This window comes from Halomonas aestuarii (genome assembly GCF_001886615.1).
In the GTDB taxonomy this organism is placed as follows: domain Bacteria; phylum Pseudomonadota; class Gammaproteobacteria; order Pseudomonadales; family Halomonadaceae; genus Halomonas; species Halomonas aestuarii.
On sequence record NZ_CP018139.1, the window covers coordinates 1905598 to 1923696 of the forward strand.

Sequence of the window (18099 nt, forward strand, 5' to 3'; positions counted from 1 at the left end):
CTCAGGGGATGGTGGCGTCGGGCTGGCGATGGGCCTCGGCGCGCAGCCGGGCGACCTCCCAGTGCCCGATTGCCCACTGCAGCTGCTCGGCCACCGGTGCCGTGGCCAGCGCCGCCGGGGGCGCCTGGTCCAGCGCCGTCAGGGCCGCGTGCAGCAGCGGGCGCACGGCCTGCTCCTCCTCGGGGATGGCCGGTGCCAGGTTCTGCTTGGAGAGCTTCTGCCCGTCCTGTCCCAGGATCAGCGGCAGGTGCAGGTAGCGCGGCTCGGGGTAGCCCAGGGCGTGCTGGAGCTGGCGCTGCCAGGGGGTGTTGTCGAGCAGGTCGAAGCCGCGGACCACGTCGCTGATGCCCTGGTCGGCGTCGTCCACCACCACGGCGAGCTGGTAGGCCCAGAGGCCGTCCTTGCGCTTCAGCACCACGTCGCCGAGCTCGGCCGGGTCGAAGCGCTGCTCGCCGAACAGCCGGTCCTGCCAGACCACAGGGCGCAGCCCCAGGTCGCTGCGCAGTCGCCAGGCCACCGGCTTGCCGGGCTCGCGGACGCCGTGGCGGCACCAGCCGGGGTAGACGGGGTAGTCGCGCCACTGCTTGCGCGAGCAGCTGCAGGGGTAGGCGAGGCCCCTGGCCTTCAGGTGCTCCAACGCGGCGCCGTAGGCGTCATCGTGGTCGTGCTGCCAGGTCACCGGGCCATCCCAGTGCAGGCCGAAGGCCTCGAGCTGGCGCAGGATGGTATCGGCTGCGCCGTCCGGGCAGCGCGGCGGGTCGATGTCCTCGATGCGCAGTCGCCACTCGCCGCCCGCATGACGGGCATCGAGGAAGCTCGCCAGGGCCGCCACCAGGGAGCCGAAGTGCAGGGGCCCCGAGGGAGTCGGCGCGAAGCGGCCGCGATAGTCGCTCATCGGTGCCCTCCGCCACGGGCGGCCGACACGCAAACGGGCACCCTGAGGTGCCCGTTGCGGGGAGAGATCCGGGACATCGGCATGGCCGCGTCAGCCGCCCAGCTGCTTTTCCTTGAGCTCGGCCAGCGTCTTGCAGTCCACGCACAGGGTGGCGGTGGGACGGGCCTCGAGGCGGCGGATGCCGATCTCGACGCCGCAGGCATCGCAGAAGCCGTAATCATCCTCGTCGATCTTCTCGAGGGTCTCGTTGATCTTCTTGAGCAGCTTGCGTTCACGGTCGCGCGTCCGCAGCTCCAGGTTGAAGCCCTCTTCCTGGGTGGCCCGGTCGGCCGGATCGGCGTAGTTGTTCGCCTCTTCCTGCAGGTGGCGCACGGTGCGGTCGACCTCTTCCATGAGCTCCTGTTTCCAGCCCAGCAGGATCTTGCGGAAGTGCTCCAGCTGCTTATCGTTCATGTACTCTTCACCCGGCGCCGGCTCGTACGGGGTGAATTTCTTGGGAGCATCCATCTTCTTTTCTGCTACTGGCATGGGACTGCCTCGTTACTTGAGTGACTACTGATCAATACCCGCCGTGTGCATGGTATCTCACGCCAAAGGGGTGCTTGTTTATCGGAAAAAGGCCGACGTTGCAACCTCTTCCATCGACGGGACTGCGACGGCACGCCAAAAGTCGTAACATGCCGGTTTTGACCACCGCCCGCCGGAAAGATGCCCCGCCTGCCCCGGCGAGACGAGAGGAGCCGAGCATGTCCTGGAATGCCCGCGTGGCGCGCGTCGCCCCCTTCCGCGTGATGAGCCTGCTGGAGGCCGCCCAGGCCCGGGAGGCCGCCGGCCACGATGTCATCCACCTCGAGGTCGGGGAGCCCGATTTCGCCACCCCCGAGCCGGTCGTGGCGGCCGGCCACGCGGCCCTGGCGGCCGGCCAGACCCGCTACACCCCGGCGGCCGGCCTGCCGGCCCTGCGCGAGGCCATCGCCGGCCACTATGCCGAGCACTTCGGCGCCGCCGTCGACCCGGGGCGCATCCTGGTCACGCCCGGGGCCTCCGGGGCGCTGCTGCTGGCCAGCCAGCTGCTGGCGGGGCCCGGTGACCGGGTGCTGATGGCCGACCCCAACTACCCCTGCAACCGCCACTTCATGGCCCTGGCGGGGGCCGAGGTGGAGGCCGTGCCGGTGGACGCGCAGAGCGGCTGGCAGCTGGATGCCGACCTGGTGGCGCGCCACTGGCGTGACGACACCTCCCTGGCCATGCTCGCCACCCCCTCGAACCCCACCGGCCACATGCTCGACGCGGGGCGGCTCGCGGCGGTGGCCGACACCGTGAAGGCGCGCGGCGGCGAGCTGCTGGTGGACGAGATCTACCAGGGGCTCTGCTACGACCTCGAGCCGCTCTCGGTAGCCGCGATCACCCCGGACGCCTTCGTGGTCAACAGCTTCTCGAAGTACTTCGGCATGACCGGCTGGCGCCTGGGCTGGCTGCTGGCCCCCGAGGCGGCGGTGGAGCCGCTCACCCGCCTGGCCCAGAACGTCTTCCTGGCGCCCTCCACCCCGGCCCAGCATGCCGCCCTGGCCGCTTTCACGCCCGACACCCGCGAGATCCTCGAGGGGCGGCGCCGGGAGCTCGGCAGGCGCCGCGACGCCCTGCTGGCGGGCCTGTCGCGGCTGGGGCTGGCGCCATCGCTTCCCCCCCAGGGAGCCTTCTACCTGTGGCTCGACGTCTCGCGCTACAGCGACGACAGCGAGGCCTTCTGCCGCGCGCTGCTCGAGGAGGAGAACGTCGCCATCACCCCCGGCACCGACTTCGCGCTCACCGGGGGCGAGCGCCACGTGCGCATCGCCTTCACCACCGGCGAGGCGCGGCTAGAAGAGGCGGTGAGCCGCCTCGAGCGCTTCCTGGCGCGTCGCTGATGGAGTACCCGCCCCTGGTGCCCGGCACCCTGCTGCGCCGCTACAAGCGCTTCCTGGCCGACGTGCGCCTCGACGACGGCCGCGAGGTGGTGGCCCACTGCCCCAACACCGGCTCCATGCGGGCGGTGAACGTGCCGGGCGGCCGGGTCTGGCTCGCCGCGAGCGACAACCCCGCCCGCAAGCTGGCCTGGACCTGGGAGCTGATCGAGCTCCCGCAGCCCGATGGCCGCGTGGCGGCGGCCTCGGTGAATACCGGCCGGGCCAACCGCATCGTTGAGGAGGCGCTGCACGAGGGTCGGGTGGAGGAGCTGGCGGGCTACGCCACGCTCCGGCGCGAGGCACGGGTCGAGGGGCAGGTCGATGGGAAGGGCCACGATCGCACACGACTGGACTTTCGCCTCGAGGATCCCCGGCACGGCACGGCCTTTGTCGAGGTCAAGCAGGTTACGCTGAAGGAGGCCGATGGCCACGGCTACTTCCCCGACGCGGTGAGCGAGCGGGGGCGCCGGCACCTGGAGGCCCTGGCGGCCCTGGTGGCCCGGGGCCATCGGGCCGTGCTGCTCTTCTGCGTGGCCCACGAGGGCATCGACGACGTGGCGCCGGCGCTCCACCTGGATCCCGCCTATGCCTCGACCCTGCGGGAGGTGGCCTCCCGCGGCGTGGAGGTGCTGGCGCGGCGCTGCGAGCTCACCCGCGCGCAGGGGGTGCCGACGGGGATCCGTCTGGGGCGCGGGCTCCCGGTCTCACTCACCCGCGAGGTGGATCCTTCCGTGGTCGTCGATTGAGACGGGGATCTCCCGCAGGTGGCGGCCCTGGCAGGGGCCGAACACGCATTCGCCATCCTCGGGCAGGAAGAGCGCCCCGTGCATGGCGCACTGGATCAGCTCGCCACCGGGTTCCAGGAAGCGGTCCGGCTCGGCCTCTAGCGGCACGCCCTGGTGGGGGCAGCGATTCTCGAAGGCGCTGACCCGGCCGTGCACCCTCACCAGCAGGGCGTCGCGGCCGTCGGGCAGGCGCACTCCCCGGGCCGAGGTGGCCTCGAGCTCGGCGAGATGGGCGATGGGCGGGGCGGTCACGGCCGAGGGGCCGTCATCGGGCCGTGTGGTCATCGGTCGATGTAGAAACGCTGGATGAAGCTCACCTCGGCGGGCTCGGCATTGCGGTCGTAACGCACGCGAAGGTCGAAGCGCATCGGCTCGTCCTCGCGGATGCGGAAGACCGCGACCTGGGACGGCGCGTCGCCGATGCGCAGGCTGCGGAAGGCCAGCGGCGTGCTGTCGTCGCCGTCGAGCGCGCCGCTGCGCCCCTCGACCGAGGCCATGACGGGACGGGTCGAGCCATCCTCGAGCTCCTCCAGCACGCTGACGTTGAGCAGGGCCATGACCTGGCTGCGCTGGATGCCGTTCTCCCGGGCCACCGATTCCGGCAGGAAGCTGGTGTTCACGGCGCTGTAGTGGATCTGGAAGTCCCCCACCTGCTCGAACTGCTGGGCCTGGGCCGGCAGGGTCGCCAGCAGCATCAGGCCCATGGCCAGGGCCATCAGGCTGTGTCGCGTCATCGTCGGTTCTCCCTCTGGGCTTCGTGACAGGGCCCTTCCGGGCTCACGCTCGGCGGGCGACCCGGAAGATGGCGATCTCGCCGAACAGGTTGGGTCACCACCGCGAGGTCCAGTGGCCCTCGTGGTCGCCGATGCCCACTGCCCGGTCGACAATGCTCAGACCCTTGTCGCGGCGCAGGCGTTCAACCTCGTTGAAGATCAACGGCTGGAGCAAGCGCTCTTGACCGTGTCCACGCTTTCGAATGCTCGAGGAAGGGTCGAAAATGTTCCTGACCTACCTGTCAGACGACGATCCGCATCCCCCAGTCCTGAAAGGGGCGTAAAACAGGGTCATGTACTGGTGTGTCGGTGACCAGCATATCGATCTGTCCCGGATCGCAATACTTGACGCGGCTGACTTTTCCCAGCTTCGTGTGATCGACCAGCAGCACACTTTCACTGGCTTGTTCCATCATGGCCCCCGCCACGCTTGCTTCGTGCAGATCGAAGTCGAATGCGCCTTTTTCACTGTCCAGGGCAACCGGGGCCACGAAAGTCAGATCGACGTGAAAGCGGCGGATTTCCGCAAGCGTGAGCTCGCCGTAGGTGGCGGGAACATCGCTGATAATGCCGCCCCCCAGCAGTATAAGATCGATTTTCGTTTCAGCACTTTGGACCGTGGTGGCGATATCTATCGAGTTGGTAATGACGGTGATACCGCTGATTTTCGCGAGTTCGTGCGCGAACACCGAAGTCGTCGTTCCCGCATCCACGAGAATGGTCTGTCCCGGCAACACCAGGCCGGCGGCTTTGCGAGCGATATCACGCTTTGCCCTGATCTGTTCGACCTGGCGCTTCCGGAAGGGGGGTTCGGTTTGAGCCTGCGAAAGCAACGCACCGCCATGGACCCTGGTGATCAGCCCCTCCGCCCCAAGTTCGACAAGATCACGCCGCACCGTTTCCCGCGACACGCCGAGCATGCTGGCAAGATCATTCGCGCTGATCTTTCCCTTGGTTTCTAGCACACTCAGGATACGTTTGTGCCGTTCCCTGGACCACATGTTATGGATTAACCTGCTGTATTAAAAGGTTTTTTTCGGCGATAATAGGCCAGCATTCCCTTCATGCCCAGCAATGCTGCCATGACGACAGCCATCAGGCAGGTAGAGAAGGCAGCAGCCTGAGAGGTGAGCCCGGCATCGTCGAGCCGCATGATGGTCACGGCGGCAACGTTGAGCTCCGGGGTAGTGAGAAACACGACAGCCGAGAGTGTGACCATGGAGCGCATGAAGATGAAAAAGAAAACCGAGATCAGCATGGGCGCGATGAAAGGCGCGACCACGTTGATGGCAATGCGCCCCATGCCCGCCCCCAGGCTGCTGGCCGCTTCCTCATAGGCGCCGGGGAGTTGCCGAAATCCGGTCATCGTCGTCAGGAAAGCCTGCGTGTGGTAGTGGTAGAAGTTCACGATGGCGATCAACGCGGCCGTGCCATAAAGCAGATAGAGCGGTGTCGCCGTGGAATTGAAGGTGAGAATATACGCCAGCCCCAAGACCATGCCCGGCACAGCGGCCGGCATTGCCGCCAGCACCTGCAGCGTGCGCGCCACCCTGCCGGCGATGCGGCGCATCCCCAGACCGAGAAGGAACACGGCCAGTGTCCCCCCGGTCGCTGACATCACGGAAATGACAATGGTGATCCAGAGTGACGAATATCCGCCCGCCAGGGTGATGTCGTAGTGTCGCAGGCTGAGCGAGTAATTGTAGGGCCATAGATGCACGAAACTGGCGAAGATCATGACGCCGATGACTGCCACGATAGCCGTACACGCCGCAAAGCAAAGTCCAGCCATGGGAATGTCGCGCAGTGGCCTGAAGCGCGGTACGAAAGGCAGCGTATCCCCGGCTTTAGTGCCCTGTTGGCGCTTCATTGCCTGGCGCTCAATGAAATAGGCCGCCACGGTGGGCAACAAGAGCATGATCCCCACGACCGCGCCCATGTTGAAATTGCGCTGACCGATAACCTGAGCGTAGATTTCAGTGGCAAGCACCGAATAGTCCCCGCCGATCACCGCGGCGTTGCCGAAATCGGTAATGGTGATGATGAACACCACGAAGGCAGCATTCAATACGCCGAAACGCGAAGCCGGCAGTGTCAGATCCCGGAACTGCTGCCAGGGTGTCGCGCCGGTCACCTCGGCGGCCTCGTAGGTGCGTGCGTCGAGCAATACCAGCGACGCACCGATGATCATCACGGCCTGCGGTAGGGCATACAGGGTGTTGGCGATCATCAGGCCCCAGAACCCGTAGATGTCCAGTTCCAGGCCGAAAAAGCGATTGACCAGCCCATTGCGTCCCAGAAGAAAGATCAGGCCGAGCCCTTGGACCAGCGACGGCGCCAGAAGTGGCAGGACGATGGCTCCCCTGATCAGCCATTTCCCCCGGAATGCACAGCGATGGAGTCCGTGCGCGATGATAAACCCCAGGATCACACTGATCACCGTGGTCGAGAGTCCCATGACCATGGAGTGGCGGGCGGCGCGCCAGAAACCGGTGGAATTCAGAACCTCGACATAGTTGTCCAGGGTATAGACGCCATCGAGGTTCGTAATCGATTTAACGAACACGATGAGCATGGGATAGACGAAGAACAGCAAAAGACCGAGCGAAGGCAGGCCCAGACAGATCCATGCCAGCGCGCGGTCTCCATCCATGAGCCCGGCCACACCGCGCCCCGCGTTGAGGCCGCTGAGAGTGATCATGACGCCGCCTCGGTGATATCGTCAGCGACCCACGTACACCGCTTGCGTGGTATGGAGACGTCAACCGTCTCGCCCTCGCGATAGCTCTCTGCCCCATGGGTTTCTACGGTCAGCAAACCGAGGGGGGCGTCAACTTCGATACGACACATGTTGCCCAGGAAGGTGACCGAGCGAACGGTCGCCCGTCCATTGGCATCGGGTTTCAGGATGATGTGCTCGGGACGAATACAGGCGACATAGGTGGCATCCGGCCCCTCGGGGCGTGATTCCAGCAGATCTGGCTGAACCTCGCGCACCCGCGCGGTTTCGACAAGGTTGCTTGTCCCTATGAAATCCGCCACGAACCGTGTGGCAGGCCGATTGTAGAGATCCTCGGGGCTGCCTGACTGCACCACCGTGCCCTGGTTCATGCAGATAATCTTGTCGGCAAGCGCCAGCGCTTCTTCCTGGTCATGGGTGACCATGAGGGTGGGAATGCCCAGTTGGCGCTGCAGGCGCGAAATTTCACTGCGCAGTTCGCCGCGTACCTTGGCATCGAGCGCCGACAGTGGCTCATCGAGCAGCAAGACGCGCGGTTCCACGGCAATGGCCCTTGCCAATGCGATGCGCTGTTGCTGTCCGCCCGAGAGCTGTCCGGGGAACTTGTCGGCAGCCTGCGGCAACTTGATGAGCTCCAGAAGCTCCGCAACCCGCGAGGCGATGTGGGCCTCAGCGGTATGGCGGATTTTCAGGCCATAGCCGATATTTTCAGCGATCGTCATGTTCGGGAAGAGCGAATAGGATTGGAAGACGATGCCGAACCCCCTCTTGCGTGCGGGGGTCTGCGACAGGTCTTCCTCCTCCAGACGAATATCGCCCTCGTCCAGGTCGGCCAGTCCGGCGATCAGACGCAACAGCGTTGTCTTACCGCATCCGCTGGGCCCTAGCAGGCATACGAATTCGCCGTGCGCTATGGAAATCGATACATTGTCCAGTGCCGTGAAGCTGCCGAATTTCTTGGTGACGTTTCGGGCTGTAAGATACATGTCCGGGGGGTCTCTCTCTCGAGGGCGCAGTGGCTGGTGCCGCTACCGGCGCCAGCCACACTCGGCATGGGTCCTCGCAAGATCACCTTGCACCACGCATCCTGGTCAACGCCCGAACCTTTCCTTCCAGGCCTTCTTGATCTCCGTCTGTCGTTCGGCAGAGGCGGTAAAGTCTATATCGGCAAGGATCTCACCAATGTCGTCGGGCATTCCCATCTCGGGGGTCGCGGCCTTGCTCTTGACGCCCGGGATAGTGATCAGCGCCTTGTAGTCGCTGTATAAGGCCGTGGCCTCGTCCGACAGGGTCCAGTCGAGGAATTTCCGGGCGTCGTCCTTGTTGTCACTGCTGGCCATCAGGCCGGAGGCTTCCAGCTCGTAACCGACGCCACCTTCGGGAAATACCATGGCGAGAGGATATCCCTCCTCGATGGATTGCATCGCGGTGAAGGCCAGCGAGATGCCGACGGTATATTCCCCCACACGCGCCGACTTGCACGGCTTCGAACCCGAAGAGGTGTATTGGGCCATGTTGGGATCCACGGCCTCGAGCTGTGCCCAACCGGCTTCGTCCCCCATGGATTGCAGGACGGCGTTGACGTGCAGATAGCCCGTGCCGGAAGAGTTCGGATCAGGCATCAGAATTTCGTCTTTGAAGGCAGGGTCTTCGAGATCCTCCCAGCTGGAGGGCATCGGCAGTCCCTCCTCCTCGAGGCGCGCGGTGTTAACGCAAAACGCCCCCATGTAGCCGATCGGCGCAAACCAACGGTCCTCGGGGTCGCGGTACCTGTCGCCCAGCACCTCGACTCCCTTGGCCTTGTAAGGCTCGAGCATGTCCAGAATGCGCGGGTCCATCATCGCGGTCACGGCCCAGCCCCAGATGACATCGGCCTGGGGGTTGTCGGCCTCGGCCAAAATTCGCGCGCCCAGCTTGCCGGTCGATAGCCGCAACACGTTGAGCTCGACATCCGGCAGGGCCTTTTCAGCGGCAGCCACGTACCCTGCCACCTCTTCTTCTTCCAGCGCGGTGTAAACCGTGATTGACCCGGCCGATGCCGTCGTCGCCACGCCCATGGCAAGGGCAGACAACCCAAGGGTGTAAAGGCATTTGTTCATCTTTCCCTCTCCCGGTCGATCCTCTGTCCGTCTGGCCGACCATGTGCCTGCGGCCCTGGCAGTCAGATGACCCATTGTTGTTGTATTGCCCCTCTCGCATGCCGCAGCGGCAAGGCAATTTGGGGATATTTGTGTAGTCTTGCGTATTTTTGCGTTTTGTCTACTGTTTTTTTAAGCCCTCCTGATGGCGGGGGAGCCGATGTCAGCATTGAGGAAACATCATGCGGTCAGGTACAGAGCAGACGGAGTACGGTGGTTTGGCAAGTTTCGCGTGCAGGCTCGTCGAACTGGCGCGGCCCATGGCGATGGCGCATTTTCGACGGAACATCCCCGTGGAACAGAAGGCGGACATGTCGCCGGTAACGCATGCGGACAGAGCCATCGAAGCGGCCATGCGCGCGCTGATCGAGGAAACCTATCCCGGCCACGGGATCCTCGGCGAGGAGCATGGCACGAGCAACCTGGACAGTGCGCATGTCTGGGTTCTCGACCCGATTGACGGCACGAAGTCCTTCGTCACCGGCATGCCGACCTTCGGCACCCTGATTGCGCTGCTTGAAGACGGGCGACCCACTCTGGGCGTGATCTCGATACCGCCCACGGGTGAGCTGTGGATCGGTCGCGACGGCGAAGCGACGATGTTCGACGGGGTCGCCTGCCACACCAGTGCCTGCTCGCGATTGGCCGACGCGTTGGCCTATACCACCTCACCCGACAACTTCGATGAAGCCGGTCTGAAGGTTTTCGACCACGTCAGCAGTCTGGCTGCCATGCGCCGCTATGGGGGGGATTGCTATTGTTACGGTTTGCTGGCGTCGGGCCACATCGACGCCGTCATGGAAATGAACCTGCAGCCCTACGACTTCATGGCGTTGGTGCCTGTCATCGAAGGGGCGGGGGGCGTCATCACCGACTGGCAGGGACAGCACCTGCATCTCGGCTCGGATGGCCATGTGGTGGCTGCCGCGACACCGGAACTTCATGCGGAAATTCTCGAGGCGGTGCGCGCATAGGCGAAAGGTGCTTACCACACTCTTCCGGCGAGGCCTGGTCTCTTACCTCGCCGCCACCGGTGGTCCACCAAGATACGAACCACGCCGAGGATAAATGTGATCCATTCGCCGGTGGCAGGGCGCTTTCCCTGGCTTTCGGTGCATGACGCACCAACCCTTGCCTCAGGGCGGACTCTCTCTGTCCTCGTCGAGCCCGCTGCTGCCTCCGGTGACCGATGCCGTGACGAGCCATCCCTGCAGGCTCATGAACAGGGCTTGCGCATCATCCTCGTGGGCAGCGTGACCCGTGCTCTTCCGGGCTCACGCTCGGCGGGCAACCCGGAAGATGGCGATCTCGCCGAACAGGTTGGGCCACCACCGCGAGGTCCAGTGGCCCTCGTGGTCGCCGATGCCCACCGCCCGGTCGACAATGCTCAGACCCTTGTCGCGGCACAGGCGTTCAAAGTCGTTGAAGGTCGACAGGTGGATGTTGGGCGTGTCGTACCAGGCATGGGGCAGTGACCGGGAGACCGGCATGTAGCCCTTGAAGCCCAGGTAGGCGCGATGGCGCCAGTAGGCGAAGTTGGGGAAGGTGATGATGCATTCCCCGGCGACGCGCAGCATCTCGTCGAGCATCAGGTCCGGGCGGCGCAGGGCCTGCAGTGCCTGGGTCATGACCACCAGGTCGCAGGCGTCGTCCTCGAAGTTGGCCAGCCCCTCGTCGAGGTTCTGCTCGATGACGTTGACGCCCTTGGCCAGGCAGGCGGTGATGCCGTCCGGGTCGATCTCCAGGCCATAGCCGGTGACCCGCTTGTCGCGGGCCAGCGCCGCCAGCAGCGTGCCCTCGCCGCAGCCGAGGTCCAGCACCCGGGCGCCTTCGGGGATCCACTCGTGGATCAGCGTGAGGTCGGCGCGCATCATGATTGGCCCTCCAGGCCGAGGTCCCCGGCCACGCGGTTCATGAAGGCGGCGAACACCGCCTGATAGCGGGGCTCGGGCATCAGGAAGGCATCGTGGCCGTGGGACGAGTCGATGTTGACGTAGCTGACCGACTTGTCGGCGCGGACCAGGGCATTGACCAGCTCCTTGGAGCGCGGCGGCGGGAAGCGCCAGTCGGTGGTGAAACTGACCACCAGGAACGGGCAGGCCGCCGGTGCCAGGGCCCGGGCAAGGTCGCCGTCATGGGGCGCGGCCGGGTCGAAGTAGTCCAGGGCCTTGGTCATCAGCAGGTAGGTGTTGGCATCGAAGGAGGTGGAAAAGGTGTCACCCTGGTAGCGCAGGTAGGACTCCACCTGGAACTCCACGTCGAAGCCGAAGTTGAGGTCGGTCGTGCGCAGGTCTCGGCCGAACTTGCTGCCCATGGCGTCCTCGGACAGGTAGGTGATGTGACCCACCATGCGGGCGAGCTTGAGGCCGCGGCGCGGCGCCGTGCCATGATCCGCGTACCAGCCGTCGTGGAAGTCGGGGTCCGAGCGGATCGCCTGGCGGGCCACCTCGTTGAAGGCGATGTTCTGGGCCGACAGCTTCGGCGTCGCCGCGATGACCCCGGCGTGGGCGATGCGCTCGGGATAGGAGAGCGTCCACTGCAGCACCTGCATGCCGCCGAGGCTGCCGCCGATCACCGCGGCGAAGCGTTCGATGCCCAGTCGGTCGGCCAGTCGCGCCTGGCTGTGCACCCAGTCGCCCACCGTCATGATCGGGAAGTCCGGCCCCCACTGGCGTCCCGTCTCCGGGTTCTCGCTGGTGGGGCCGGTACTGCCGTGGCAGCCGCCAAGGTTGTTCACCGAGACCACGAAGAAGCGGTCGGTGTCGATCGACTTGCCGGGACCGATGTGCGCGTCCCACCAGCCGGGCTTGCGCTCGTCCGTCGAGTGGAAGCCGGCGGCGTGATGGTGCCCGGAGAGGGCATGGCAGATCAGGATGGCATTGGTGCGCTCGGCGTTGAGCGTGCCGTAGGTCTCGTAGACCAGGTCGTAGGCCGGCAGCGTCCTGCCGCAGGCCAGGGCCAGGGGGTCGTCGAAGTGCGCCGTCTGCGGCGTCACCAGGCCGACCGAATCGGAGGGAAACTCGGGCATCGGTCTGTCGTGTCCAGTCGTGGTGGTGGGCCAGCGTCAGAGGCCGACCAGGGCCCCGGCGATGCCGGCGGCGCGGGTCAGCGAGGTCACCACGATACCATCGATCAGACTGATGGCGATGAACACCACGATGGGCGACAGGTCGATCATGCCCAGCGGCGGGATCACCCGGCGCACCGGCGCCATGATCGGCTCCACCAGCTGCATCACCAGCATGGCGCCCGGGTGGTTGGCCTGCGGGGCCACCCAGCTAAGGATGATCATCACGATCAACGCGAAGAAGTAGATCTTGAGGATGGCGTTGGCGATGGCGGCCACCGAGCCGATCGCCACCCCGGCGATCGGGGCCATGCCGAAGCCGGCGATCTGCAGGATCAGGAAGATGCTGACCGCCTTGATCACGAAGGCCGTGGCCAGGGTGGCGAGGTCGAAGCGGCCCATCACCGGCCCCAGGAAACTCTGGAAGGGGCGCACCGCCGGCTGGGTGATCCTGACCACCGACTGGCTGATGGGATTGTAGTAGTCGGCCCGGGACGCCTGCAGCAGGAAGCGCAGCATCAGCAGGAAGATGTAGATGTTGATCAGGGTGTTCACCAGCAGCAGGCCGGCACTTCCCAGTTGGCTGCCCATCGGGGCTCCTCCATGTCCTTGAAACGTGGTCGTGTTCGCACCGGCACGGGCCGGCCCGTCGGGTCAGCGCTTGCCGAGTTCCTCGGCCATCTCGCCGGCGCGGTCGGCGCAGGCGGTCATGGCCTCCTCCATGATGCGACGCAGGCCGGCATCCTCGAGGTGGGAGATGGCGCGTTCGGTGGTCCCGCCCGGCGACATCACGTTGCGCTTGAGCTCGGCCGGCGGCTTGTCGCTTGCCAGCGCCATCTTCGCCGCCCCCAGCGCCGTCTGCATGGCCAGGCGCCGTGCGGTGTCGGCGGGCAGCCCGAGCTTCACGCCGGCCTCCTCCATGGCCTCGAACATCAGGAAGAAGTAGGCCGGGGCGCTGCCCGAGACGGCGGTCACCGCGTCGAGCAGGGCCTCTTCCTCGACCCACTCCACCAGGCCCACGGCCTCCATCAACTCGGTCGCGAGGCGGCGCTGGGCCTCGTCGACCTTCGCGTTGGCGTAGAGGCCCGCGGCGCCGGCGCCGACCAGGGCGGGGGTGTTGGGCATGCAGCGCACCAGCGGCAGGTCGCCGCCGAGCCAGTGCTCGAGGGTCTCGGCCGGCAGGCCCGCCGCCACCGAGACGATCAGCGGCCGACGGGCCTGGACGGCATCGCGCATCTTCTCGCACACCTCGCGCATGATCTGCGGCTTTACCGCCAGCACCACCACGTCGGACTGGGCCACGGCCGCATCGTTGTCGGTATCGGTGCGGATGCCCAGCCGCTCGCGCAGCGGGGCGAGGAAGTCGTCGCTGGGCGCGGTGGCCGTGATGTCCTGGGGCGCGAAGCCGCTCTCGATCATGCCGCCGATGATGGCGCCGGCCATGTTGCCCGCGCCGATGAAGGTGACTTTGCTGGCCATGGAATCTGTCCTTCTGGTCGTGGAAAGCCTCGGCCGTCAGCCGCCGAGGGCAGGGTTATCGGTGAGCGCGTGCACCGAAGATGGCAGTGCCCAGGCGTACCAGGGTGGCACCCTCCAGCACGGCGGCCTCCAGGTCGTCGCTCATGCCCATGGAGAGGGTGTCCAGCGGCGCCTCGGGGAAGCGCTCGCGAAGCCCCTCCAGTGCCTCCCGCAGCCGGGCGAAGGGCGCGCGCTGGGCCGCCAGCCCCTCGGCCGGCGCAGGGATCGCCATCAGCCCCCGCAGGCGGAGCCTGGGCATCGACAGCACGGCCTCGGCCAGCGCCGGCAGCTCGTCGAGGGAGAGGCCGGACTTGCTCGCCTCGTCGCTGATGTTGACCTGCAGGCAGATGTCCAGCGGCCCCAGGGCCTCGGGGCGTTGATCGTTCAGCCGTCGGGCAATCCTCTCACGGTCTACGCTATGCACCCAGGAGAAGTGTTCGGCCACGTCGCGGGTCTTGTTGGATTGCAGCGGCCCGATGAAATGCCAGACGATGGGGTCCAGGTCCGCCAGCTCGGCCTGCTTGTCGAGGGCCTCCTGGACGTAGTTCTCGCCGAACTCGCGCTGGCCTTCGTGCCAGGCTTCGCGGATCAGCTCGGCCGGCTTGGTCTTGCTGACGGCCAGCAGCCGGGCGTCGTCGGCGGGACGGCCCGCGGCGCGGAGCGCCTCCTCGAGTCGGGCGCGGACGGCGGTCAGCGACTCGGAAAGTACCAGGTCCGTCATGTCGTAGGGTCTGTCATACTGGTCATACAGAAGGGAACCTTATCCCGGGAGCAGGGGAAACGCATGGATATTACCGAACTGCTGGCATTCTCGGCAAAACAGAACGCCTCGGACCTCCACCTCTCGGCGGGCCTGCCGCCGATGATCCGTGTCGATGGCGATATTCGCCGGCTCAACGTGCCGGCCATGGAGGACCGCGAGGTCCGCAAGCTGATCTACGACATCATGGCGGACCGCCAGCGTCGCGACTACGAGGAGTTCTACGAGACCGACTTCTCTTTCGAGGTGCCGGGGGTCTCGCGCTTCCGTGTCAACGTCTTCAACCAGGCCCGCGGCGCCGGGGCGGTGTTCCGGACGATCCCCACCGAGGTGCTGACCATGGAGGACCTGGGCATGGGCCCGGTGTTCCGCCAGCTCTCGATGCTGCCCCGTGGCCTGGTGCTGGTGACCGGCCCCACCGGGTCGGGCAAGAGCACGACCCTGGCGGCGATGATCGACTACATCAACGACAACCGCTTCGAGCACATCCTCACCATCGAGGACCCGGTGGAATTCGTCCACCGCAGCAAGCGCTGCCTGGTCAACCAGCGCGAGGTGCACCGCGATACCCACGGCTTCGCGCCGGCCCTGCGCAGCGCCCTGCGCGAGGACCCGGACATCATCCTGGTCGGCGAGCTCCGCGACCTGGAGACCATCCGTCTCGCCCTCACCGCGGCCGAGACCGGCCACCTGGTGTTCGGCACCCTGCACACCACCTCGGCGGCCAAGACCATCGACCGGATCATCGACGTCTTCCCGGGCGAGGAGAAGTCCATGGTGCGCTCGATGCTCTCCGAGTCGCTGCAGGCGGTGATCTCCCAGACCCTGCTCAAGCGGCAGGGCGGCGGCCGGGTGGCGGCCCACGAGATCCTGGTGGCCACGGCGGCGGTGCGCAACCTGATCCGCGAGGACAAGGTGGCGCAGATCTACTCGGCGATCCAGACCGGCGGCAACCTCGGCATGCAGACCATGGATTCCGCACTGGCGAGGCTGATCAGCGACAACACCGTGGCGCGCGACGAGGCCCAGGCAAAGGCCAAGGGCGTACTGGCCTGAGGACGGGACAACACAAGGAGGGCAGGGACATGACGGCGAAAGAGTGGCTTCACCAGTTGCTGGACATCATGGTGCAGAAGGAGGCGTCGGATCTGCTGATCTCGGTGAACGCGCCGCCCACCCTGAAGATGGCCGGTCAGCTCACCCCCCTGGGCGACCAGGGGCTCAGCGTGGCGCAGGTCACGGAACTGGTCGGCGTCGCGATTCCCGAGGCGCTGCTGGAGCGCTTCAAGACCGAGCACGAGGCCAACTTCGCGCTGAGCCTCAAGGACAAGGGGCGCTTTCGCGTCAGCGCCTTCCAGCAGCGCAACCAGATGGCCATGGTGATCCGGCGCATCGGCTTCGACATCCCCCACCTGGAGGAGCTGTCGCTGCCCGCCACCCTCGGCGAGCTGGCCAACAACAAGCGCGGCCTGGTGTTCGTGGTCGGTGGCACCGGCACCGGCAAGTCGACCACCCTGGCGTCGATGATCCAGCAGCGCAACGAGACCCTGGGGGGCCACATCATCAGCGTGGAGGACCCCATCGAGTACGTGCACCCGCACCGCAAGGCGATCATCAATCAGCGCGAGGTGGGCATCGACACCGAGTCCTTCGAGGTGGCCCTGAAGAACACCCTTCGCCAGGCGCCGGACGTGATCCTGATCGGCGAGGTGCGGACCCGGGAGACCATGGAGCACGCGCTGACCTTCGCCGAGACCGGCCACCTGTGCCTGGCCACCCTGCACGCCAACAACGCCAACCAGGCCCTGGACCGCATCATCAACTTCTTCCCCATCGAGCGTCACTCCCAGGTGTGGCTCGACCTCTCGCTCAACCTGCGGGCCATCGTCGCCCAGCAGCTGCTGCCCACGGTGGACGGCGGGCGCTGCCCGGCGATCGAGATCATGCTCAAGTCACCGCTGATCGGTGACCTGGTGCGCAAGGGCGAGGTCAGCGAGATCAAGAACATCATGTCGCGCTCGCGGGATCTCGGCATGCAGACCTTCGACCAGGCGCTCTACGACCTCTTCAAGGCCGGCAAGATCACCGAGGAGGTGGCGCTGGTGCATGCCGACTCGGCCAACGACCTGCGCATGATGATCAAGTACGGCGACGAGGGCAGCGAAGGGGTGGCCGGGGCCAAGGAGGCCGCCAGCCACCTCTCCCTGCGCGGCCAGGACGACTTCTAGCGGCTCGTCCCGGTTGTCAGGAGTGCCTCAGGGGGCGTAGAGCCCGCCCAGCACGCGGGGGCCGGCGGCGCCGGTCACCGAGGGCAGGTTGCCCGGCTGGCCGGCCAGCCGTCGTGCGGCCAGCCAGGCGAAGGCCCCGGCCTCCAGCCAGTCGGCGGGCCAGCCCCAGTCGTCGCCCGCCACCAGCGGGGTTTCGGGCAGCCGGCGGGCCAGTCGCGCCAGCAGGTCCGGGTTGTGGGCGCCGCCGCCACAGGGGATCAGCAGCGCGGCCGGCGGGGCCGCGAAGCGCTCCCGGGCCATCTCCACGCTTAGCGCCACGCTGGCGGCGGTCAGCTCGGCCAGGGTGGCCTGCACGTCCGCCGGCGCCTCTCCCCCCTCGAGATGTCCCTCCAGCCAGTCCAGATGGAACACCTCGCGGCCGGTGCTGCGGGGCGGCGGGCGGTGAAAGAAGGGCTCGCTCAGCAGGCGCTCCAGCAGCGCCTCGTCGAGGCGTCCCGAGGCCGCCCAGGCGCCGCCGGCATCGAAGCGTCCCCCGCGATGGCGGGCATGCCAGGCATCCATCAGGGCATTGGCCGGGCCGGTGTCGAAGCCCAGGGGCGGGCGCCGGTCCCCGGTGGGCGGCAGCAGCGACAGGTTGGCGAAGCCACCGAGGTTGAGCACCAGGCGCCACTCCTCGGCGGAGCGGAACAGCGCCTCGTGGAAGGCCGGCGCCAGCGGTGCGGCCTGGCCGCCGGCGGCCAGGTCCCGGCGGCGGAAGTCGGCGACCACAGCGCAGCCGGTCAGCTCGGCGAGCAGGCTGGGATTGTCGAGCTGCAGCGAATAGGCCGGGCCGCCATCATGGCCCCAGGGAGCGTGCTCGATGGTCTGCCCGTGGCTGCCGATGGCGGCGACGGCTCCCCGTGCCACGCCACTCGAGGCCATCAGCGCCTCCACGGCGGCGGCCTGCAGGCGGCAGAAGGTGTCCTCGGCGGCCGCCAGTTCGGCAAAGGCCACCCGGTCGGCATGGCAGAGTCGCCACAGCAGGTCCCGCAGGGCGTCGGGCATCGGCTCGGCATGGGTGCCGACCAGGCGCGGCGCTCCCTCCGCGGGGATGTCGACGAGGGCGGCATCGATACCGTCGAGGCTGGTACCGGACATCAGGCCGATGAAGAGGCTCATGGGGACTCCCGGGCGGGCTCAACCGTGGGTGGTCGGACATGGTAACATCCCCGACCATTCGAACATCGACGCCCGCCGGTAGCGGGCCGCC

The 18099-nt window shown here is 66.6% G+C and carries 19 protein-coding genes and 1 pseudogene; 5 read left to right on the forward strand and 15 right to left on the reverse strand.

Annotated features, from left to right (window positions below; all coding sequences use genetic code 11):
- Position 1: 1 nt before the first annotated feature.
- Together gluQRS and dksA are read right to left on the reverse strand one after the other, a co-directional pair.
- On the reverse strand, positions 2 to 895 hold the full coding sequence (gene gluQRS / locus BOX17_RS08785) for a tRNA glutamyl-Q(34) synthetase GluQRS (RefSeq protein ID WP_071943685.1): 894 nt from the start codon (positions 893 to 895) through the stop codon (positions 2 to 4).
- 90 nt (positions 896 to 985) lie between these two features.
- Positions 986 to 1423, reverse strand: coding sequence for an RNA polymerase-binding protein DksA (dksA, locus tag BOX17_RS08790; protein ID WP_071943687.1), 438 nt, complete (start codon positions 1421 to 1423; stop codon positions 986 to 988).
- Positions 1424 to 1641: 218 nt separating this feature from the next.
- On the opposite strand from dksA, the gene BOX17_RS08795 reads away from it, so the two are divergent.
- Both BOX17_RS08795 and sfsA read left to right on the forward strand, forming a co-directional pair.
- On the forward strand, positions 1642 to 2802 hold the full coding sequence (locus BOX17_RS08795) for a pyridoxal phosphate-dependent aminotransferase (RefSeq protein ID WP_071943689.1): 1161 nt from the start codon (positions 1642 to 1644) through the stop codon (positions 2800 to 2802).
- The gene (gene sfsA, locus BOX17_RS08800; RefSeq protein ID WP_071943691.1) at positions 2802 to 3587 is read left to right on the forward strand and encodes a DNA/RNA nuclease SfsA; all 786 of its coding nucleotides are present in this window, start codon (positions 2802 to 2804) and stop codon (positions 3585 to 3587) included. Before BOX17_RS08795 ends, sfsA begins: the two co-directional genes overlap by 1 nt.
- Here sfsA and BOX17_RS08805 read toward each other — a convergent pair.
- From BOX17_RS08805 to BOX17_RS08830, 7 genes and pseudogenes are all read right to left on the reverse strand, one after another.
- Entirely contained in the window at positions 3546 to 3911 is a 366-nt protein-coding gene (locus BOX17_RS08805; RefSeq protein WP_071943693.1) for a Rieske (2Fe-2S) protein, read from the reverse strand. The two genes, sfsA and BOX17_RS08805, sit on opposite strands and share 42 nt — an antisense overlap.
- The gene (locus BOX17_RS08810; protein WP_071943695.1) at positions 3908 to 4360 is read right to left on the reverse strand and encodes a DUF4426 domain-containing protein; all 453 of its coding nucleotides are present in this window, start codon (positions 4358 to 4360) and stop codon (positions 3908 to 3910) included. The genes BOX17_RS08805 and BOX17_RS08810 overlap by 4 nt, the downstream gene beginning before the upstream one ends.
- 94 nt (positions 4361 to 4454) lie before the next feature.
- Positions 4455 to 4556, reverse strand: a pseudogene (locus BOX17_RS16760) (methionine biosynthesis protein MetW); the annotation flags it as partial.
- An 85-nt stretch (positions 4557 to 4641) separates the two neighbouring features.
- Complete coding sequence (locus tag BOX17_RS08815; RefSeq protein ID WP_071943697.1) at positions 4642 to 5400, reverse strand: DeoR/GlpR family DNA-binding transcription regulator; 759 nt, start codon at positions 5398 to 5400, stop codon at positions 4642 to 4644.
- 8 nt (positions 5401 to 5408) lie between these two features.
- Entirely contained in the window at positions 5409 to 7100 is a 1692-nt protein-coding gene (locus BOX17_RS08820; RefSeq protein ID WP_071943699.1) for an ABC transporter permease subunit, read from the reverse strand.
- Positions 7097 to 8125 carry an ABC transporter ATP-binding protein gene (locus BOX17_RS08825; protein WP_071943701.1) on the reverse strand — a complete coding sequence of 343 codons (1029 nt, stop codon included), beginning with the start codon at positions 8123 to 8125 and terminating at the stop codon, positions 7097 to 7099. The genes BOX17_RS08820 and BOX17_RS08825 overlap by 4 nt, the downstream gene beginning before the upstream one ends.
- Positions 8126 to 8230: 105 nt before the next feature.
- Positions 8231 to 9238 carry an ABC transporter substrate-binding protein gene (locus BOX17_RS08830; protein WP_071943703.1) on the reverse strand — a complete coding sequence of 336 codons (1008 nt, stop codon included), beginning with the start codon at positions 9236 to 9238 and terminating at the stop codon, positions 8231 to 8233.
- Between the two features lie 221 nt (positions 9239 to 9459).
- Here BOX17_RS08830 and hisN point away from each other — a divergent pair, with 221 nt between their 5' ends.
- The gene (hisN, locus tag BOX17_RS08835) at positions 9460 to 10251 is read left to right on the forward strand and encodes a histidinol-phosphatase (protein ID WP_071943705.1); all 792 of its coding nucleotides are present in this window, start codon (positions 9460 to 9462) and stop codon (positions 10249 to 10251) included.
- Between the two features lie 300 nt (positions 10252 to 10551).
- On the opposite strand, the gene metW is transcribed toward hisN, so the two are convergent.
- From metW to BOX17_RS08860, 5 genes are all read right to left on the reverse strand, one after another.
- The gene (gene metW, locus BOX17_RS08840; RefSeq protein ID WP_071946779.1) at positions 10552 to 11148 is read right to left on the reverse strand and encodes a methionine biosynthesis protein MetW; all 597 of its coding nucleotides are present in this window, start codon (positions 11146 to 11148) and stop codon (positions 10552 to 10554) included.
- Positions 11148 to 12305 carry a homoserine O-succinyltransferase MetX gene (metX, locus tag BOX17_RS08845; RefSeq protein WP_071943707.1) on the reverse strand — a complete coding sequence of 386 codons (1158 nt, stop codon included), beginning with the start codon at positions 12303 to 12305 and terminating at the stop codon, positions 11148 to 11150. Before metX ends, metW begins: the two co-directional genes overlap by 1 nt.
- A gap of 36 nt (positions 12306 to 12341) precedes the next feature.
- The gene (locus BOX17_RS08850) at positions 12342 to 12935 is read right to left on the reverse strand and encodes a YggT family protein (RefSeq protein ID WP_071943709.1); all 594 of its coding nucleotides are present in this window, start codon (positions 12933 to 12935) and stop codon (positions 12342 to 12344) included.
- A 63-nt stretch (positions 12936 to 12998) separates the two neighbouring features.
- Positions 12999 to 13823 (reverse strand): pyrroline-5-carboxylate reductase, encoded by an 825-nt coding sequence (gene proC / locus BOX17_RS08855; RefSeq protein ID WP_071943711.1) that lies wholly within the window; start codon positions 13821 to 13823, stop codon positions 12999 to 13001.
- 55 nt (positions 13824 to 13878) lie between these two features.
- The gene (locus BOX17_RS08860; protein WP_071943713.1) at positions 13879 to 14583 is read right to left on the reverse strand and encodes a YggS family pyridoxal phosphate-dependent enzyme; all 705 of its coding nucleotides are present in this window, start codon (positions 14581 to 14583) and stop codon (positions 13879 to 13881) included.
- 63 nt (positions 14584 to 14646) lie between these two features.
- On the opposite strand from BOX17_RS08860, the gene BOX17_RS08865 reads away from it, so the two are divergent.
- Together BOX17_RS08865 and BOX17_RS08870 are read left to right on the forward strand one after the other, a co-directional pair.
- Entirely contained in the window at positions 14647 to 15678 is a 1032-nt protein-coding gene (locus BOX17_RS08865) for a type IV pilus twitching motility protein PilT (RefSeq protein ID WP_071943715.1), read from the forward strand.
- Positions 15679 to 15707: 29 nt separating this feature from the next.
- Complete coding sequence (locus BOX17_RS08870; protein ID WP_071943717.1) at positions 15708 to 16850, forward strand: PilT/PilU family type 4a pilus ATPase; 1143 nt, start codon at positions 15708 to 15710, stop codon at positions 16848 to 16850.
- Between the two features lie 27 nt (positions 16851 to 16877).
- Here the strand turns inward: BOX17_RS08870 and BOX17_RS08875 are convergent, their stop codons facing one another.
- Entirely contained in the window at positions 16878 to 18008 is a 1131-nt protein-coding gene (locus BOX17_RS08875; protein ID WP_071943719.1) for an anhydro-N-acetylmuramic acid kinase, read from the reverse strand.
- Positions 18009 to 18099 lie beyond the last annotated feature (91 nt).

What these genes read in the sequence shown, in the direction of transcription:
- gluQRS (WP_071943685.1), bottom strand. Translation starts at nt 895, where the DNA reads ATGAGCGACTATCGCGGCCGCTTCGCGCCGACTCCCTCGGGGCCCCTG.
- dksA (WP_071943687.1), bottom strand. Translation starts at nt 1,423, where the DNA reads ATGCCAGTAGCAGAAAAGAAGATGGATGCTCCCAAGAAATTCACCCCG.
- BOX17_RS08795 (WP_071943689.1), top strand. Translation starts at nt 1,642, where the DNA reads ATGTCCTGGAATGCCCGCGTGGCGCGCGTCGCCCCCTTCCGCGTGATG.
- sfsA (WP_071943691.1), top strand. Translation starts at nt 2,802, where the DNA reads ATGGAGTACCCGCCCCTGGTGCCCGGCACCCTGCTGCGCCGCTACAAG.
- BOX17_RS08805 (WP_071943693.1), bottom strand. Translation starts at nt 3,911, where the DNA reads ATGACCACACGGCCCGATGACGGCCCCTCGGCCGTGACCGCCCCGCCC.
- BOX17_RS08810 (WP_071943695.1), bottom strand. Translation starts at nt 4,360, where the DNA reads ATGACGCGACACAGCCTGATGGCCCTGGCCATGGGCCTGATGCTGCTG.
- BOX17_RS08815 (WP_071943697.1), bottom strand. Translation starts at nt 5,400, where the DNA reads ATGTGGTCCAGGGAACGGCACAAACGTATCCTGAGTGTGCTAGAAACC.
- BOX17_RS08820 (WP_071943699.1), bottom strand. Translation starts at nt 7,100, where the DNA reads ATGATCACTCTCAGCGGCCTCAACGCGGGGCGCGGTGTGGCCGGGCTC.
- BOX17_RS08825 (WP_071943701.1), bottom strand. Translation starts at nt 8,125, where the DNA reads ATGTATCTTACAGCCCGAAACGTCACCAAGAAATTCGGCAGCTTCACG.
- BOX17_RS08830 (WP_071943703.1), bottom strand. Translation starts at nt 9,238, where the DNA reads ATGAACAAATGCCTTTACACCCTTGGGTTGTCTGCCCTTGCCATGGGC.
- hisN (WP_071943705.1), top strand. Translation starts at nt 9,460, where the DNA reads ATGCGGTCAGGTACAGAGCAGACGGAGTACGGTGGTTTGGCAAGTTTC.
- metW (WP_071946779.1), bottom strand. Translation starts at nt 11,148, where the DNA reads ATGCGCGCCGACCTCACGCTGATCCACGAGTGGATCCCCGAAGGCGCC.
- metX (WP_071943707.1), bottom strand. Translation starts at nt 12,305, where the DNA reads ATGCCCGAGTTTCCCTCCGATTCGGTCGGCCTGGTGACGCCGCAGACG.
- BOX17_RS08850 (WP_071943709.1), bottom strand. Translation starts at nt 12,935, where the DNA reads ATGGGCAGCCAACTGGGAAGTGCCGGCCTGCTGCTGGTGAACACCCTG.
- proC (WP_071943711.1), bottom strand. Translation starts at nt 13,823, where the DNA reads ATGGCCAGCAAAGTCACCTTCATCGGCGCGGGCAACATGGCCGGCGCC.
- BOX17_RS08860 (WP_071943713.1), bottom strand. Translation starts at nt 14,583, where the DNA reads ATGACGGACCTGGTACTTTCCGAGTCGCTGACCGCCGTCCGCGCCCGA.
- BOX17_RS08865 (WP_071943715.1), top strand. Translation starts at nt 14,647, where the DNA reads ATGGATATTACCGAACTGCTGGCATTCTCGGCAAAACAGAACGCCTCG.
- BOX17_RS08870 (WP_071943717.1), top strand. Translation starts at nt 15,708, where the DNA reads ATGACGGCGAAAGAGTGGCTTCACCAGTTGCTGGACATCATGGTGCAG.
- BOX17_RS08875 (WP_071943719.1), bottom strand. Translation starts at nt 18,008, where the DNA reads ATGAGCCTCTTCATCGGCCTGATGTCCGGTACCAGCCTCGACGGTATC.